This is a genomic window from Streptomyces sp. NPDC004609 (assembly GCF_042873655.1).
Lineage (GTDB): Bacteria > Actinomycetota > Actinomycetes > Streptomycetales > Streptomycetaceae > Streptomyces.
Window position 1 is genome coordinate 101,092 of record NZ_JBIALS010000002.1, and the last position, 14,932, is coordinate 116,023.

11 protein-coding genes are annotated in these 14,932 nt (G+C 71.8%); 10 read left to right on the forward strand and 1 reads right to left on the reverse strand.

The window, feature by feature from the left end; genetic code table 11:
• Positions 1–117: 117 nt before the first annotated feature.
• From ACFYT4_RS02305 to ACFYT4_RS02325, 5 genes are all read left to right on the forward strand, one after another.
• Positions 118–1,587 carry an aldehyde dehydrogenase family protein gene (locus ACFYT4_RS02305; protein WP_389264412.1) on the forward strand — a complete coding sequence of 490 codons (1,470 nt, stop codon included), beginning with the start codon at positions 118–120 and terminating at the stop codon, positions 1,585–1,587.
• Entirely contained in the window at positions 1,584–3,200 is a 1,617-nt protein-coding gene (locus ACFYT4_RS02310) for an APC family permease (protein WP_389264414.1), read from the forward strand. The genes ACFYT4_RS02305 and ACFYT4_RS02310 overlap by 4 nt, the downstream gene beginning before the upstream one ends.
• A 62-nt stretch (positions 3,201–3,262) precedes the next feature.
• Positions 3,263–4,831, forward strand: a complete 1,569-nt coding sequence (locus tag ACFYT4_RS02315; RefSeq protein WP_389264416.1) for a GMC family oxidoreductase — start codon at positions 3,263–3,265, stop codon at positions 4,829–4,831.
• A gap of 22 nt (positions 4,832–4,853) precedes the next feature.
• Positions 4,854–5,582: a serine hydrolase gene (locus tag ACFYT4_RS02320; protein WP_389264418.1), complete on the forward strand. Its 729-nt coding sequence runs from the start codon at positions 4,854–4,856 to the stop codon at positions 5,580–5,582.
• 388 nt (positions 5,583–5,970) lie between these two features.
• On the forward strand, positions 5,971–6,996 hold the full coding sequence (locus ACFYT4_RS02325) for a sulfotransferase (RefSeq protein ID WP_389264419.1): 1,026 nt from the start codon (positions 5,971–5,973) through the stop codon (positions 6,994–6,996).
• A 308-nt stretch (positions 6,997–7,304) separates the two neighbouring features.
• On the opposite strand, the gene ACFYT4_RS02330 is transcribed toward ACFYT4_RS02325, so the two are convergent.
• Positions 7,305–8,750 carry a glyceraldehyde-3-phosphate dehydrogenase gene (locus ACFYT4_RS02330; RefSeq protein ID WP_389264421.1) on the reverse strand — a complete coding sequence of 482 codons (1,446 nt, stop codon included), beginning with the start codon at positions 8,748–8,750 and terminating at the stop codon, positions 7,305–7,307.
• Between the two features lie 509 nt (positions 8,751–9,259).
• On the opposite strand from ACFYT4_RS02330, the gene ACFYT4_RS02335 reads away from it, so the two are divergent.
• From ACFYT4_RS02335 to ACFYT4_RS02355, 5 genes are read left to right on the forward strand one after another with little or no spacing between them, the layout of a single operon-like run.
• Complete coding sequence (locus ACFYT4_RS02335; RefSeq protein ID WP_389264423.1) at positions 9,260–10,144, forward strand: ABC transporter substrate-binding protein; 885 nt, start codon at positions 9,260–9,262, stop codon at positions 10,142–10,144.
• 17 nt (positions 10,145–10,161) lie between these two features.
• Positions 10,162–11,181, forward strand: a complete 1,020-nt coding sequence (locus ACFYT4_RS02340) for an amino acid ABC transporter permease (protein WP_389264425.1) — start codon at positions 10,162–10,164, stop codon at positions 11,179–11,181.
• Entirely contained in the window at positions 11,178–11,951 is a 774-nt protein-coding gene (locus ACFYT4_RS02345; RefSeq protein ID WP_389264427.1) for an amino acid ABC transporter ATP-binding protein, read from the forward strand. Before ACFYT4_RS02340 ends, ACFYT4_RS02345 begins: the two co-directional genes overlap by 4 nt.
• Positions 11,951–13,663, forward strand: coding sequence for an amidohydrolase family protein (locus tag ACFYT4_RS02350; protein ID WP_389264429.1), 1,713 nt, complete (start codon positions 11,951–11,953; stop codon positions 13,661–13,663). The genes ACFYT4_RS02345 and ACFYT4_RS02350 overlap by 1 nt, the downstream gene beginning before the upstream one ends.
• A complete protein-coding gene (locus ACFYT4_RS02355) occupies positions 13,660–14,505 on the forward strand; it encodes a serine hydrolase (protein ID WP_389264431.1) in 846 nt (281 codons plus the stop codon). Before ACFYT4_RS02350 ends, ACFYT4_RS02355 begins: the two co-directional genes overlap by 4 nt.
• The last annotated feature ends 427 nt before the right edge of the window (positions 14,506–14,932 follow it).

A 14,932-nucleotide genomic window follows, 5' to 3' on the forward strand; every position in this document is an offset into this window, starting at 1 on the left:
GACCTCTCCCGCACTGCGCGCGGCGCTCGGAGTACTTACTGTCGGCTGGTGGAGTACCGGGGGCCTTCCGGGTGAGGAGTCCGGGTGCCCGAGTGTCCGAGACCGGAGGAGTCACCCATGCCGGAGCTGTTCATCGGAGGCCGCTGGACCTCCGCGCTCGACGGGCAGGTGCGGGAGATCCGCTGCCCCGCGGACGGCACGCTCGTCGCGGCCGTCGACGAGGCCGGGCCGAAGGACGCGGCCGCCGCGATCGCCGCCGCCCGTGACGCGTTCGACCGCGGGCCGTGGCCGCACACCCCGGCCGCCGAGCGCGGGAGGCTGCTGCTGCGGGTGGCGGAACTGCTGGAGCGGGACAAGGACGTGTTCGCGCGGGCGGAGTCCCTGGACACGGGGAAGCGGCTCGTCGAGAGCGAGTACGACATGGACGACATCGCGAAGTGCTTCCGCTACTTCGGCGATCTGACAGCGTCGGGCGGCGGTGGCCGGATCGTCGACACGGGGAACCCGGAGGCGGACAGCCGGGTGGTGCACGAGCCGGTGGGCGTCTGCGCGCTGATCACCCCGTGGAACTATCCGCTGCTGCAGACGGCGTGGAAGGTCGCCCCGGCGCTGGGCGCCGGCAACACCTTCGTCCTCAAGCCCAGCGAGCTGACCCCGCACACCGCCGTGCTGCTGATGCGGACGCTGACCGAGGCGGGGCTGCCCGGCGGGGTCGCCAATCTGGTCCTGGGCGCGGGCCCCACGGCGGGTGCCCCGCTCACCGAGGACCCGCGCGTGGACCTGGTGTCCTTCACGGGCGGGCTGCTCACGGGCCGCCGGATCATGGCGGCGGCGGCGCCGACCGTGAAGAAGGTCGCGCTGGAGCTGGGCGGGAAGAACCCGAACATCGTCTTCGCGGACGCCGACTTCGACACCGCGGTCGACTACGCCCTCACCGCCGTCTTCCTCCACTCGGGCCAGGTCTGCTCGGCGGGCGCGCGGCTGCTCGTCCAGGACGAGCTGCACGACCGGTTCGTGGAGGCGGTGGTGGCGGGGGCGCGGGAGATCCGGCTCGGCGGCCCGTTCGACCGCAACGCCAGGTCCGGGCCGCTGATCTCCGCGGCGCACCGCGAGAAGGTCGAGGCGTATGTGGCGGCCGGGCTCGCCGAGGGCGCGGTGCTGCGCTGCGGCGGCGGGCGCCCGGACGATCCCGGTCTGCGCGACGGCTTCTACTATCTGCCGACCGTGCTCGACGAGTGCACCCCGGACATGTCGGTGGTGCAGGACGAGTCGTTCGGCCCGGTGCTGACGGTCGAGCGGTTCCGGGACGAGGAGGAGGCCGTCGCGCTCGCCAACGACACTGTGTACGGGCTGGCCGGGGCGGTCTGGTCCCAGGACGTGGGCCGTGCCCACCGGGTGGCGTCCCGGCTGCGGGCAGGCACCGTATGGATCAACGACTTCCATCCGTACGTCCCGCAGGCCGAGTGGGGCGGGATGAAGCAGTCCGGCTTCGGGCGGGAGCTGGGCCCCTCGGGACTGGCCGAGTACCAGGAGTCGAAACACATCTGGCGTAATCTCGCCCCGCGTCCCCAGCGGTGGTTCTCATGACCGACCGGGACGGCGCGGGCACCCGGGACACCACCGGCCCCGGGAACGCGGGAGCCCGGGAGCACCGGGGCCGGGAGGACGACGAGGCGCTCGGCGCGCTCGGCTACCGGCCGGAGCTGAAACGCACCCTCGGCAATTTCCACACCTTCGCCGCCGGGATCAGCTACATCTCCATCCTGACGGGCACGTTCCAGCTGTTCTACTTCGGCGTCGCGTTCGGCGGGCCCGCCTACTGGTGGTCGTGGCCGCTGGTGTTCGGCGGTCAGCTGATGGTGGCGCTCTGTTTTTGTGAGCTGGCCGCCCGCTATCCGGTCGCCGGATCGGTCTACAACTGGGCCAAGAGCATGGGCGGCCCCCACGTGGGGTGGCTCGGCGGCTGGATGATGCTGACGGCCACCATGGTGACGCTGGCGGCCGTGGCACTCGCGTACCAGGTCACGCTGCCGCGGATCGACGACTGGTTCCAGTTCGTCGGGGACGGCTCGGGTGCCTCCGCCGCCGAGAACGCCGTCCTCCTCGGCTCGGTCCTGATCCTCTTCTCCACGCTGGTCAACGCCTTCGGGGTCAAACTGATGGCCCGGATCAACTCGGCGGGCGTGTTCGTCGAGCTGATCGCCGCTGTCACCCTGGTGATCCTGCTGGCGGCGCACATCACCCGCGGCCCGAGCGAGGTCCTCACCGACACCTACGGGCTCGGCGGCGACTACGACCTCGGCTACTTCGGCGCGTTCCTGACGGCGTCGCTGGCCTCGGCGTATGTGATGTACGGGTTCGACACGGCGTCCTCGCTGGGCGAAGAATCGCACGACCCGAGCCGCAACGCCCCCCGGGCCATTCTGCGCGCGCTGATCGCGTCGTTCCTCATCGGCGGGCTGATTCTGCTGTTCGCCCTGATGGCGGTGCCGGATCTGGCCGCGAAGGAGCTGTCGACGGGCGGCCTCCAGTACGTCGTCCTGGAGACCCTCGGCTCGACGGTCGGCGAGATCGTGCTGTGGTGCGTCGTCGTCGCGATCACGGTCTGTGTGCTGGCGGTCCAGGCCGCGGGCATCCGGCTGATGTTCGCGATGGCCCGCGACAACAACCTTCCGGCCGGATCGCATCTCGCCCGGGTCAGCCCCCGCTTCCGGACCCCGGTCGTGCCCGCCGTGGTGATAGGCGTCGTGGGTGTCGTCATCCTGGTGATCAACGTCAATCAGCCGCAGATCTTCTCGGTGATCACCAGCATCGCCATCATCATGATCTATCTGGCCTATCTGCTGGTCACCGCGCCGATGCTGATCCGGCGGCTGCGCGGCACCTGGCGGCCCGCCGAGGGGAAGTTCTCACTCGGCCGCTTCGGGCTGCCCGTCAACGTTCTCGCGGTGGTGTGGGGGGCGGCGATGTCGCTCAACCTGGCCTGGCCGCGCGCCGAGGTCTACAACGCGACGGGTCCCCAGCACTGGTATCTGCGCTGGGGCGCCTTCCTGTTCATCGGCGTCGTCGCGCTCGGCGGCTTCGCCTACTACTGGTTCGTGCAGCGGCACCGTACCGGCGTACTGGAGGAGCACCGCGCGCTCGCGCCGGAGCCCCCCGCGTCCCCGGGATCCCCCGAATCCCCCCTGCCCTCCGTCTGAGGCGTTTCCCCCGCCCTCCGGCCCCTTTCACCGGACTTCCACGATCCCGTCCTGGAGACACGATGCCCGCACACAGCAGCAGCCCTGCCGACGAGTACGACTACGTGGTGGTCGGCGGCGGTACGGCGGGAGCCGTCATCGCCGCCCGCCTGTCCGAGGACCCCGGGGTCAGCGTGTGCGTCCTGGAGGCGGGGCCGTCCGACGTCGGCGACGAGAGCGTCCTGCGGCTCGACCGGTGGATGGAGCTGCTGGAGTCGGGCTACGACTGGGACTACCCCGTCGAACCGCAGGAGCGCGGCAACAGCTTCATGCGGCACGCCCGCGCCAAGGTCCTCGGCGGCTGCTCGTCGCACAACTCCTGTATCGCGTTCTGGGCCCCGGCCGAGGATCTCGACGAGTGGGCGGCCCTGGGCGCGACCGGCTGGAGCGCCGAGGACTGCTTCCCGCTCTACCGGCGCCTGGAGACCAATGACGCGCCGGGCGCGCACCACGGCCGCTCGGGCCCGGTCACCATCCGTACCGTACCGCCGGACGACCCGTGCGGCGCCGCGCTGCTGGAGGCGTGCGCGGCGGCGGGCATCCCGACCACACCGTTCAACAGCGGTACGACGGTGGTGCGGGGCGCCCACTGGTTCCAGATCAACGCGCTGCCCGACGGCACCCGCTGCTCGGCGTCGGTCGCCTATCTGCATCCCGTCATGGGCAGCCGGCCCCGCCTCGACGTACGGACCGGGCTCCAGGCCAAGCGGCTGCTGTTCTCCGCCGACGGGCGGTGCGAGGGTGTGGAGTATCTGGAGCCGGACACCATTCACAGCGGTTCGGTACGGGCACGGCGCGAGGTGATCGTCTGCTGCGGGGCCATCGACTCACCGAAGCTGCTGATGCTGTCGGGCATCGGACCGGCCGGGCATCTGCGCGAGACGGGCGTGGAAGTCCGGGTGGACTCCCCCGGCGTCGGCTCCCATCTCCAGGACCACCCGGAGGGGGTGATCATGTGGGAGGCGAAGCGCCCCATGGTCACCTCGTCCACCCAGTGGTGGGAGATCGGCATCTTCACCGGGACCGAACCGGGTCTCGACCGGCCGGATCTGATGTTCCACTACGGCTCGGTGCCGTTCGACATGAACACCTACCGACGCGGCTATCCGACCTCCGACAACGCGTTCTGTCTCACTCCGAATGTGACCCGGGCGCGCTCGACGGGCACGGTACGGCTGCGGACGCGGGACTTCCGCGACAAGCCGAAGGTCGATCCCCGCTACTTCACCCATGAGCACGACATCCGGGTGATGACCCACGGGCTGCGGCTGGCACGCGAGATCGTGGCACAGTCCCCGATGGCGGGGTGGGCGGGCCGGGAGCTGGCCCCGGGGCCGGCGCTCCGGTCGGACGACGAGCTGTTCTCGTACATCCGGGAGACCCACAACACGGTCTATCACCCGGCGGGAACCGTGCGGATGGGCGCGGCCGACGACACCGACTCCCCGCTCGACCCGCAGCTGCGGGTGAAGGGGGTACGGGGGCTGCGGGTGGCGGACGCGTCGGTGATGCCGTTTCTGCCGGCGGTCAACCCGTGCATCACGACGATGATGATCGGCGAGAAGTGCGCGGACATGATCCGTACGGGCTGATCCGCCGGCGAGATCGCGTCCGGTGTTCCGGGCGCGCAACCCCGCTGCAACGTCCCTGCTTCGCCGTCTTCGGGACGCTCGCCGTCGTCTGCGCCTCGCTCTGCTACATGCCGCTGTTCGCCGTGCCGCTGCGCGGTCTCGCGCCCGAGCACGTGGGCGTGGGCAGCGCCGTGATCGTCTTCGGCGGCCAGGTCGCCGGCATGGTCGCTCCGCCCGTCATGGGTGTCCTCGCCGACGCGATCTCCTTCCAGGCCGCCTTCGCCTCTACCTCGACGATCCGGACGCGGCGATCCACGACGTCACCGGGTTCAACCCCTCCGTCGCCGGGGCAGCGGGAGAGATCATCTCCACCGCGGGCGACCTGAACCACTTCTTCGGGGCACTTCTCGCAGGCCGGGTCCTCCCCGCCCGGCAGCTCGCAGCGATGCTCAACGGAGTCCCGGACGGCAACGGGCCGGAGCACACCCGGCCGGCCGGACCCGGCGATGGCAGGACCGCCGCCTCCGCCTCCTCCTACGGCCTCGGTTTCCGCTCCGGCACGCTGTCCTGCGGGGTGACCGTCTGGGGTCACGGCGGTCAGGTCCCCGGTTCCCTGTCCAGGACCGCGGCGACCCGTGGCGGCGACCATGTCCTCACCCTCAACCGAAACGGAGACCGGGGAGACCAGAAACTGGAGGACGCGGTGCTGGAGGCGGAGTTCTGCGGCTCCTCCGCAGCAGGGCGCCGACCCGGTCGTGCCCGTAGCGGATGACCGCCGGCGGACACGGTGAGCAGACCGGTGTGCGAAGTGCCCGCGGGAACATTCGATCCCCCTGCGCGCTGGACGCCCCCCAGGGGCGGGGCACGTCCGCGTGCCTCCCGCAGGTGTGTCGGGTGCCTCTCGCGCTGGTGTACGGAGCCCTTCCCGGAGGCGGTATCACCCGTACGGTCCTTTCTGTCCGGCTCCTGGACAACGGCGGGCTTCCCAGGGGCATCCTGGCCCTCCGGGGGATCCCGGGAACGGGGACCGCCGGGCCCGGTGGTGTCACCGGAAGCACGGGGCGCCGGGAGTGGGGGGCGGACTCCGGTCCGCCGGTGGCCCAGCGGTCGGCGGTCCGCGGTCGGGAGGGTCCTCACCGAGTCGTGCGAAGGAGAACGGTTTGCGGAGCCTGACCTTTGTCGTCGGTACGGGGCGCAGCGGGTCGACCGCTCTGTCCCGGATCGTCAACGAGCATCCGGACGTCCTCAGCCTCAATGAGCTGCTGGCCACGGTGGGCGGGGCGGGCCTCCCCCCGGGCCGGCTCGGCGGCACGCGGTTCTGGCAGCTGCTCGCCCGGCCGAACCCGCTCTTCGACACCATGATCCGCAGCGGGCTGCCCCTGCCGGAGTTCCTCTATCCGCTGCGGCCCGGGCGGTTCTCGGCACGGACCACGGGTATCCCCGCGCTCTGTCTGACGGTGCTTCCGCACCTCACCGACGCGCCCGACGCACTCTTCGACGACCTCCGGGAAGAGGTCACGAGGTGGCCGGTCCGGACCGCCGCCCGACATTACGAGGCGCTGTTCGGCACCCTGTGCGCGCGGTTCGGCCGCAGCGCCGTGGTCGAACGCTCGGGATACTCCACGCACTGGATCCCCCGGCTGCGGGCGGCCTTCCCCCGGGCGAAGTTCGTCCACCTCTTCCGGGACGGCCCCGACTGCGCTCTGTCGATGAGCCGCCACACGGGATTCCGGCTGATTCTGCTCCTCCGGGAGATCACCGCCCGCACGGGTGTCACCAACCCGGCCGACCTGACCGAGGACGACATCCGGTCACTGCCCCCCGAACTGTCGGGAGTGCTCGCCGACCCCATCGATCCCGCACTGGTCAACGACCGCGACCTGCCGATCGGAGCCTTCGGCGCCCTGTGGTCCGAACTCGTCGTCCAGGGCGTCGAACTCCTCGGCGCGGTGCCGCCGGACCGGCGTACCACTCTCGCCTACGAGAGTCTGCTCGACCATCCCCGCACCGAGCTGGCCCGCCTCGCGGAGTTCATCGGCGTCGCCCCCGACCCCCGGTGGCTGGACACCGGATCCGCCCTCCTCGACGCCGGCCGCCGGGGAGCCTCCCGGCGGCTGCCGCCGGAGCGCCTCGCCGTGCTGAGGGACCAGTGCGCCCCCGGCGCACGGGCACTCGCCCTCCAGTAGCACGACCCCGCCGCCGACGCCCCTGCCCGGGTGCGACCCTGCGGAGCCGCCCCCGCCCCTCGCCCGGTACAGGGCGAGGGGCGGGGGCGACAACCGATGTACGACCGCGTTCCATGGGCCGCGCGCGCAGTGGGCACGGCGGCCTCCGCCGAACGGCGGATGCCGGTGCCGGGCCGGTGCGGCGTACCGGTACGTACGGGCCCGCTCCGGCGTGGGCACCGGTCGGGCCGGTGGCGGCGGGAGAGCGACCCGGTGCCCGGCCGGGACGCCCTGCCCACCCGGGCACCGGACCGGGCCGTCCGCCCGGATCAGACCGCGGGCGCCGGGTAGGTCGGGTACTCCACTCCGGACACATGCTGGACGACCCGGATGACCTGGCAGGAGTAGCCGAACTCGTTGTCGTACCACAGGTAGAGGATCGCGTCGTCGCCCTCGACCTTGGTGGCGCCCGCGTCGACGATCGAGGCGTGGCGCGAGCCGATGAAGTCGCTGGAGACCGCGTCGGGGGCGCTGATGAAGTCGATCTGGCGCTTGAGCGGCGAGGTGAGGGACACATTGCGGAGGTAGTCGAGGACCTCCTCGCGGGTGGTCTCGCGCGCGAGCCGCAGGTTGAGGATCGCGATCGAGACGTTCGGCACCGGTACGCGGATCGAGCTGCCGGTGATCCTCGCCTTGAGATCGGGCAGCGCCTTGGCGACGGCGGAGGCGGCACCGGTCTCGGTGATGACCATGTTGAGCGGCGCCGAGCGGCCGCGGCGGTCGGACGAGTGGTAGTTGTCCAGCAGATTCTGGTCGTTGGTGAACGAGTGGACGGTCTCCACGTGGCCGCGCAGGACGCCGTACTCGTCCGCCATCGCCTTCAGCGGCGGGACGATCGCGTTGGTGGTGCAGGAGGCGCAGGACAGGATCTGCTCGTCCGGCTTGATCATGTCGTGGTTGACGCCGTGGACGACGTTGGGGACGTCGCCCTTGCCCGGCGCGGTCAGGACGACCTTGGCGATACCGGGGCGCAGGTGCTTCGAGAGACCCTCGCGGTCGCGCCACCTGCCGGTGTTGTCGATGAGGATGGCGTCCTTGATGCCGTACGCCGTGTAGTCCACCGACGTCGGGTCGTCGGAGTAGATCACCTTGATCTCGTTGCCGTTGGCGATGATCCTGCTGTTGGCCTCGTCGACGGCGATCGTGCCCTGGAACTGGCCGTGAATGGAGTCGCGGCGCAGCAGCGAGGCGCGCTTCACGATGTCCTGGCCCGCCCCCTTGCGGACGACGATGGCGCGCAGCCGCAGACCGTTGCCGGAGCCGGCCTTCTCGATGAGCAGGCGGGCGACGAGACGGCCGATGCGTCCGAACCCGTAGAGGACGACGTCACGCGGCTCGCGGCGCTCGATCTTGCCGGCACCGGTGGCGCCGGCGACGGCCTCGGCGGTGAACTCCGCCACGGAGAGACCGCGGCCGTCGGTCCGGTACGTCGCGGCGAGCATGCCGATGTCGATCTGGGACGGGCCGAGATCGAGCGTGGTCAGAGCTTCGAGGAACGGCAGCGTGTCGGTGACCGAGAGTTCCTCACCCGCGATCTGCCGGGCGAACCGATGGGTCTTGAGGATGCTGACCACCGACTTGTTCACCAAGGAGCGGCTGTGGAGCAGGACCGTGACGTCCCGCTCCCGGTGGAGCTTCCCCACTAGGGGGATCATCGACTCCGCGATCTCCTCGCGGTTCTTCCAGTTGGTGAACGAGTCCTCGTTGACAGTCACAGGTCCATCTTTCGAGCTAGGGAGCGCTCATATGCTAACCCGCCACCTTTTTGACCCTGCATACGGTGCCGCCCGAGCGGTGCCGCACCCTTCGGGCCCGGCGGTGCTCGCGGGCCGGGAGCGGGGCCGGAACACCTTCCCGGACGCCGTCCCGGTGGTGTTCGCGCGGCCGGTCCGCACGCCCGCCAAGCGCGAACGCCGGGCCCGCGTGCCCGGGCTCCTGCCTCGTGGCTATGACCGTGACCGGGCAGGCGACGGACCGCCCGCGCCACGTCCCGCCGCGGGTGACGGGAGCGTCCGTCCGGCGCACCGGCGGCTTCCGGGAGTCAGGGAGCGGCGGGCGGAATCCCCCGTACACCGGTGCGGCCCCTCGGGTGACCTGCGGCAGAACGACCGAGCCATACCGATTTCGATGCTCAGCCATGAATAGCTTCATCATCTTCCGTTCCGTGCCGCCCTGCTGCCAGCATCTGCGCAAGTCACCGCGCAAGGGGAAACAAGGAGAAACAATGACAATCCGCAGACGGGCAGGCTCCCTGGCGGCCCTGGCCCTCGCCGCTCTCGTGACCGTCTCCTGCGGGCGCTCGGACCAGGGCGGCGGCACCTCCCCGGCCGGCGAGTCCGCCGCCGGGGGCAAGACGGCGACCGAGCTGCTCCCGGCCGATCTCAAGAAGAAGGGCGTGCTGAGGGTCGCCACCGCGGTCGGCTATCCGCCCATGGAGATGTACAAGCCGGGCACCACCGAGCTGACCGGAGTGGACCCCGACCTGGCCCAGGCCGTCGCCGACGACCTCGGGCTGAAGCTCGAACTCACCAACGCGGCCTTCGACGGGCTGATCCCCGGTCTCACCTCGGGCCGGTTCGACCTGGTCATGTCCTCCATGACCGACAGCCCCCAGCGGCGCCAGGCCGTGGACTTCGTCGACTACTTCCGTACCGGCGGAGTGATCATGACGCAGAAGGGCAATCCGCAGGGCATCAAGACCCTGGAGGACCTCTGCGGCAAGGCCGTCGTCCTCGCCAAGGGCAGTTCGAACCTCGACATCGGCCAGCAGCAGAACGCCAAGTGCGCCGACAAGATGAAGATCTCGCAGAGCGAGGACGCCCCGTCCGGGCTGCTCCAGCTCGACACCAAGCGCGCCGTCGCGACCATCGTCGACTACCCGGTCGCGGCGATGTTCGTGAAGGAGAAGGGGACCTACGAGGCCCTTCCCACCCAGTACGGTGCCGCCCCCTGGGGCATCGCCGTCGCGAAGAACCGGAACGGGCTGCGCGACGCCGTCCAGCTGTCGCTCCAGAAGCTCATCGACAACGGCGGCTACAAGAAGATCCTCGACTCGTACGGCGTCGGCGGCAGCGCCGTGCCCAAGGCCACCGTCAACGACGGCACGTGAGGCAGGGGAGCACCGATATGACCCGCCTCAGCAAAAACGATTCACCAGAGAGCGGTGCCGTACCGCCCGGCGGGCCCGCCACGGCCGGGGCCGCGGCGGCCACCGGGATCCCGAAGGAGAAGGCCACGGCGCCCGCAGGGGACGACGGACTCACCCTCAAGGTGACCGGCCGTCCCCGGCCCGGGCGCTGGCTCGCCGTCGCCGCCGCCCTGTTCGTCGCGGTGTGGCTCGCGTACACCGTCATCGTGAACCCCAACCTCCACTGGGACGTCATCGCCGACTACCAGTTCGACGGCGTGATCCTCGGGGGTCTGTGGGTGACGGTCCAGCTCACCCTGATCTCGATGGCCGTCGGCATCGCCATCGGCGTGCTGGTGGCGGTGATGCAGCTGTCCGAGAGCCCTGTACTGCGCCTGATCGCCAGCGCCTACACGTGGTTCTTCCGGGGCACTCCCCTGCTGGTCCAGCTCATCTTCTGGTTCAACCTGGCGCTGCTGTTCCCGGTGATCAGCATCGGTCTCCCCTTCGACGGGCCCAAGCTCGTCGAGTGGCAGACCAACGCGGTGATCACCAGCTTCGTCGCGGCCCTCCTCGGGCTGTCGATCAACGAGGGCGCCTACATGGCCGAGATCGTGCGCGCCGGCATCCAGAGCGTGGATCCCGGGCAGCGCGAGGCGGGCGCGTCCATCGGCATGTCGAACCGGCGGATCCTCACCCGTGTCGTCCTCCCCCAGGCGATGCGCGTGATCATCCCGCCGTTCGGCAACCAGTTCATCTCCATGCTCAAGACGACCTCCCTGGTGTCGGTCATCGCCGGAGCCGATCTGATGACCGTCTCCCAGCATCTGTACCTCGCCAACTTCGAGGTCATCGCACTTCTGATGGTGGCGTCGATCTGGTATCTCGTGCTCACCACGGTCGCCAGCGTCGCGCAGCACTTCATCGAACGCCACTACAGCCCCGGCGCCTCGCCGCTGCGGCGGCGGATGCTGGCCAACCTCGTACCCGGCCGCACCGGCAAGGGAGCCGCAGCGTGAACGACATCGTCCTCAGGGCCCGCGGGGTCCGGAAGCGGTTCGGCGAGACCGAGGTGCTCAAGGGCATCGACCTGGAGGTCGCGACCGGCGAGGTGCTCTGCGTCATCGGCCCGTCCGGCTCCGGCAAGTCCACGCTGCTGCGCTGCTTCAACCACCTGGAGAAGATCGACGCCGGCCGTATCTGGATCGACGGCGAACTCGTCGGCTACGAGCAGCACGGCTCGTCGGGGACCGTCCTGCGCGAGCGCCGCCCGCGCGACATCCGCAAACAGCGGGAGCGGATCGGCATGGTCTTCCAGCGCTTCCATCTGTTCCCGCACCGGACCGCGGTCCAGAACGTGATGGAGGGCCCGCTCGTGGTCAAGGGCCGCCCGCGCGCCCGGGCCGAGCGGCAGGCCCGTGAACTCCTCGACCGCGTCGGGCTGGGAGACCGCTCGGACCACTATCCGGCCCAGCTCTCCGGCGGCCAGCAGCAACGGGTGGCGATCGCCCGCGCCCTGGCGATGGAACCGACCCTCATGCTCTTCGACGAGCCGACGTCGGCGCTCGACCCCGAGCTCGTCGGCGAGGTCCTCGGTGTCATGCGCGATCTCGCGCGCAGCGGCATGACGATGATCGTGGTCACCCACGAGATGGGGTTCGCCCGCGAGGTCGGCGACCGTGTCCTCTTCATGGACCAGGGGGCCGCCGTCGAGGAGGGCCGCCCCGACCGGGTGTTCTCCGATCCGCGGCACGAGCGCACGCGGGCCTTTCTGTCGACGGTGCTGTGATGGGCCGTCCCGCCCCCGGCCCGGCGGCCGGCGGACCCGAGGCTCCACGGGCGACCCCCGACGCCGCGGCGGACCGGGCACCCCGCTCCGGAACACGGCGGACCTGCGATCTCCTTCTGCGCGGCGGCACCCTCGTCGACGGAACCGGCGCGCCGCGCCGCGAGGCCGACATCGCCGTCGCCGGCGGCCGTGTCACCGTCCTGCCTCCGGGCGGGCGGTACGAGGCGGCCGAGGTCGTGGACGCGACCGGGCAGATCGTCACGCCCGGCTTCATCGATGTGCACACCCACTCCGACGCGCTCGCCGTACCCCGGCAGGACGGCGCGGCACACGCGGAGGTCGAGGAGCTGCGCCTCGCGCCGCTGCTCCAGGGCGTCACCACCGAGATCAGCGGCAACTGCGGCACCAGCCTCTTCCCCGCGCTGCCGGAGCGGCTGCCCGGGCTCGCCGAGCACCTGCGGGTGACGTTCGGCCTCGGACCCATCAGGCCCGCCGAGGACTTCGACGCCTTCGCCGCGGGACAGGACCCGGCGCTGCGCCGTACCCACATCGCCTCGCTCGTCGGCCACGGGACCCTCCGCGCCGGGGTGATGGGCTTCGAGGACCGCCCGCCGACGGCGGACGAACTGGGCGCGATGTGCGCGCTGCTGGACCGGGCCCTCACCCGGGGCGCGGCCGGACTGTCGACCGGGCTGATCTACCCGCCGGGCGGCTACGCAGGCACCGAGGAGATCGTCGCCCTCGCCGAGGTCGCGGCCCGGCACGGCAAACCGTATGTGACCCATCTGCGCGACGAGATGTCCCAGGTGGAGTCCGCGCTGGAGGAGGCCCTGGAGATAGCCCGGCGCTCCGGCGCCCCGCTCCAGGTCTCCCACCACAAGACCGCCGGGCGCCACGCCTGGGGCGCCACCCTGCGCACGCTGCCCCGGCTGGAGCGCGCCCGGGCCGAGGGCGTGGACGTGCTCTGCGACGTCTACCCCTACACCGCGGGCAGCACCGTCCTGCACGCCCTGCTGCCCCCCTGGGCGAACGAGGGCGGCGTCGGCGCCCTGCTGGCGCGGCTGCGTCTGCCGGAGGTGCGCGACCGCATCCGTACCTCCATCGCACAAGGCGTCGAGGGCTGGGAGAACACCGTCGGCAACGGCGGCTGGGACCTCATCGCCGTCGCCGCCGCCCCCACCCACCCGGGGGCCGAGGGGCACCGGATCGCGGATCTGGCCGCGGCGGCGGGCGCCGACCCGGTCGACTACGTGTGCGACCTGCTGCTCGCGGAAGGCGGCGAGGTGACCATCATCAGCCACTCCATGCGCGAGGACGACGTCCGCCGGGTGCTCACCAGCCCCCTCGCGATGATCGGTTCGGACGGCGTGCCCAAGCCGGGCCGTCCGCATCCGCGCTGGGCGGGCAGCTTCGCCCGGGTGCTCGGGCACTACGGGCGCGACGAGGGGCTGCTGAGCCTGGAGAGCGCCGTGCACAAGATGACCGGTCTGCCCGCCCGGCGGTTCGCTCTCACCGGGCGCGGGACGGTTCACGACGGGGCGCACGCGGACCTGGTCGTCCTCGATCCGGACGCGGTGCGCGACACCGCCACCTTCGACCGTCCGCTGCTCGCCCCGGAGGGCATCGGTACGGTCGTGGTGGCCGGGCGGATCGCGGTACGGGCCGGCCGCCCGACCGAGGAGCGCGCGGGAGTGGTGGTGAGGGTGCGATGACGCTGGCCCGGGTGGCGGCCGCGGCACGGCGTTCGGCCGCGCTGCCGCTGGTCCTCGCCGTCTCCGCCGTCGATGTGGACGGCGGGGCGAGCGTCGGCGTCGACGACACGGCCGTACTCCCGGTCGCCTCCGCCTCCAAGCTCCTGCTGCTCGCGGAGGTCTCCCGTCGTCTGGACACCGGAGAGCTGCGCCCCGACCAGCCCGTCACGGTCGGCTCCGCCGACACGGCGGGCGGCACGGGCCTGCTGGGCCGGCTGAGCCGGCGCGGCTGGACGGTCGAGGACCTGTGCTGGCTCACGGCGGCCGTCAGCGACAACACCGCGACCAACGCGCTGCTCCGGCTGGTGGGCCTGGACGCGCCGGCCCGGCTGGAGGAGAGCCTCGGTCTCGGCGGGCTGACCCTCCACGACTACGTCCGCGACACCAGGGGGCCGGACGTCCCGCCCGTGTTCGCGACGGGCACCGCCCGCGCGCTGGCGGGGCTGGTGGCCCATGCCGTACGGGGCACGATGACCTCACCGGAGGCGTCCGCACGGCTGCTGCGCTGGATGCGGTCGAACACGGATCACGGTCTGGTCCCCGCGCTGGTGCCCCACGACCCGTATGCGACCTGCTTCCCCGCTCCCCTGCCCGGCGGTCTGCTCGTGGCCAACAAGACCGGCACCGACTCGGGGGTCCGTGCCGACGCGGGGGTCGTCATCGGGGAGCGCCGGCTCGCGTACGCGGTGGTGGCGCACTGGGACACGGCCCTGGGCAGCAGTACGGAACGGGCCGCGGTGCACGCGATCCGGGACGTCGGCCGCACCCTGGCGGACTACGCCGCCCGCCCGGGGCCGGGCTGAGCCACGGTCGGACCCGAGGTGAGCCGGTTCGTGCCCCATGGGGGGACGGACCGGCTCACGGTGTCCGCGGCGGCGGGAGCCGGCCGGTCCGCCGGAGGCATACGGTGCCACCGGCCCCGGGGTCCGGAACAGCCGGCCGCCGCGAAGGGGCGCGGCCGCACCCCCGGAGGGCCGACCGGACTCACTGACGACGGCGCCCGGCCGCACCGGGCGGGGTGGTGGACACGGGCCGCGGCCGGGCGGCCCTCATCGCGCGGGTGCCCGCACGGCCCGCTCACCGGTCTCCGTCCGGCTCCCGGGGGCGGCTCCCGGTGCGGTGGCCAGCCACCGGTCGGCCGCACACGGGCTCATGGATCAACGGGGGCGGTCCGCTTCGCCCGGGCGCCTGCCCGGCAGCGGGCGGCGGCGGGCAGGGCGGAGGCGGACC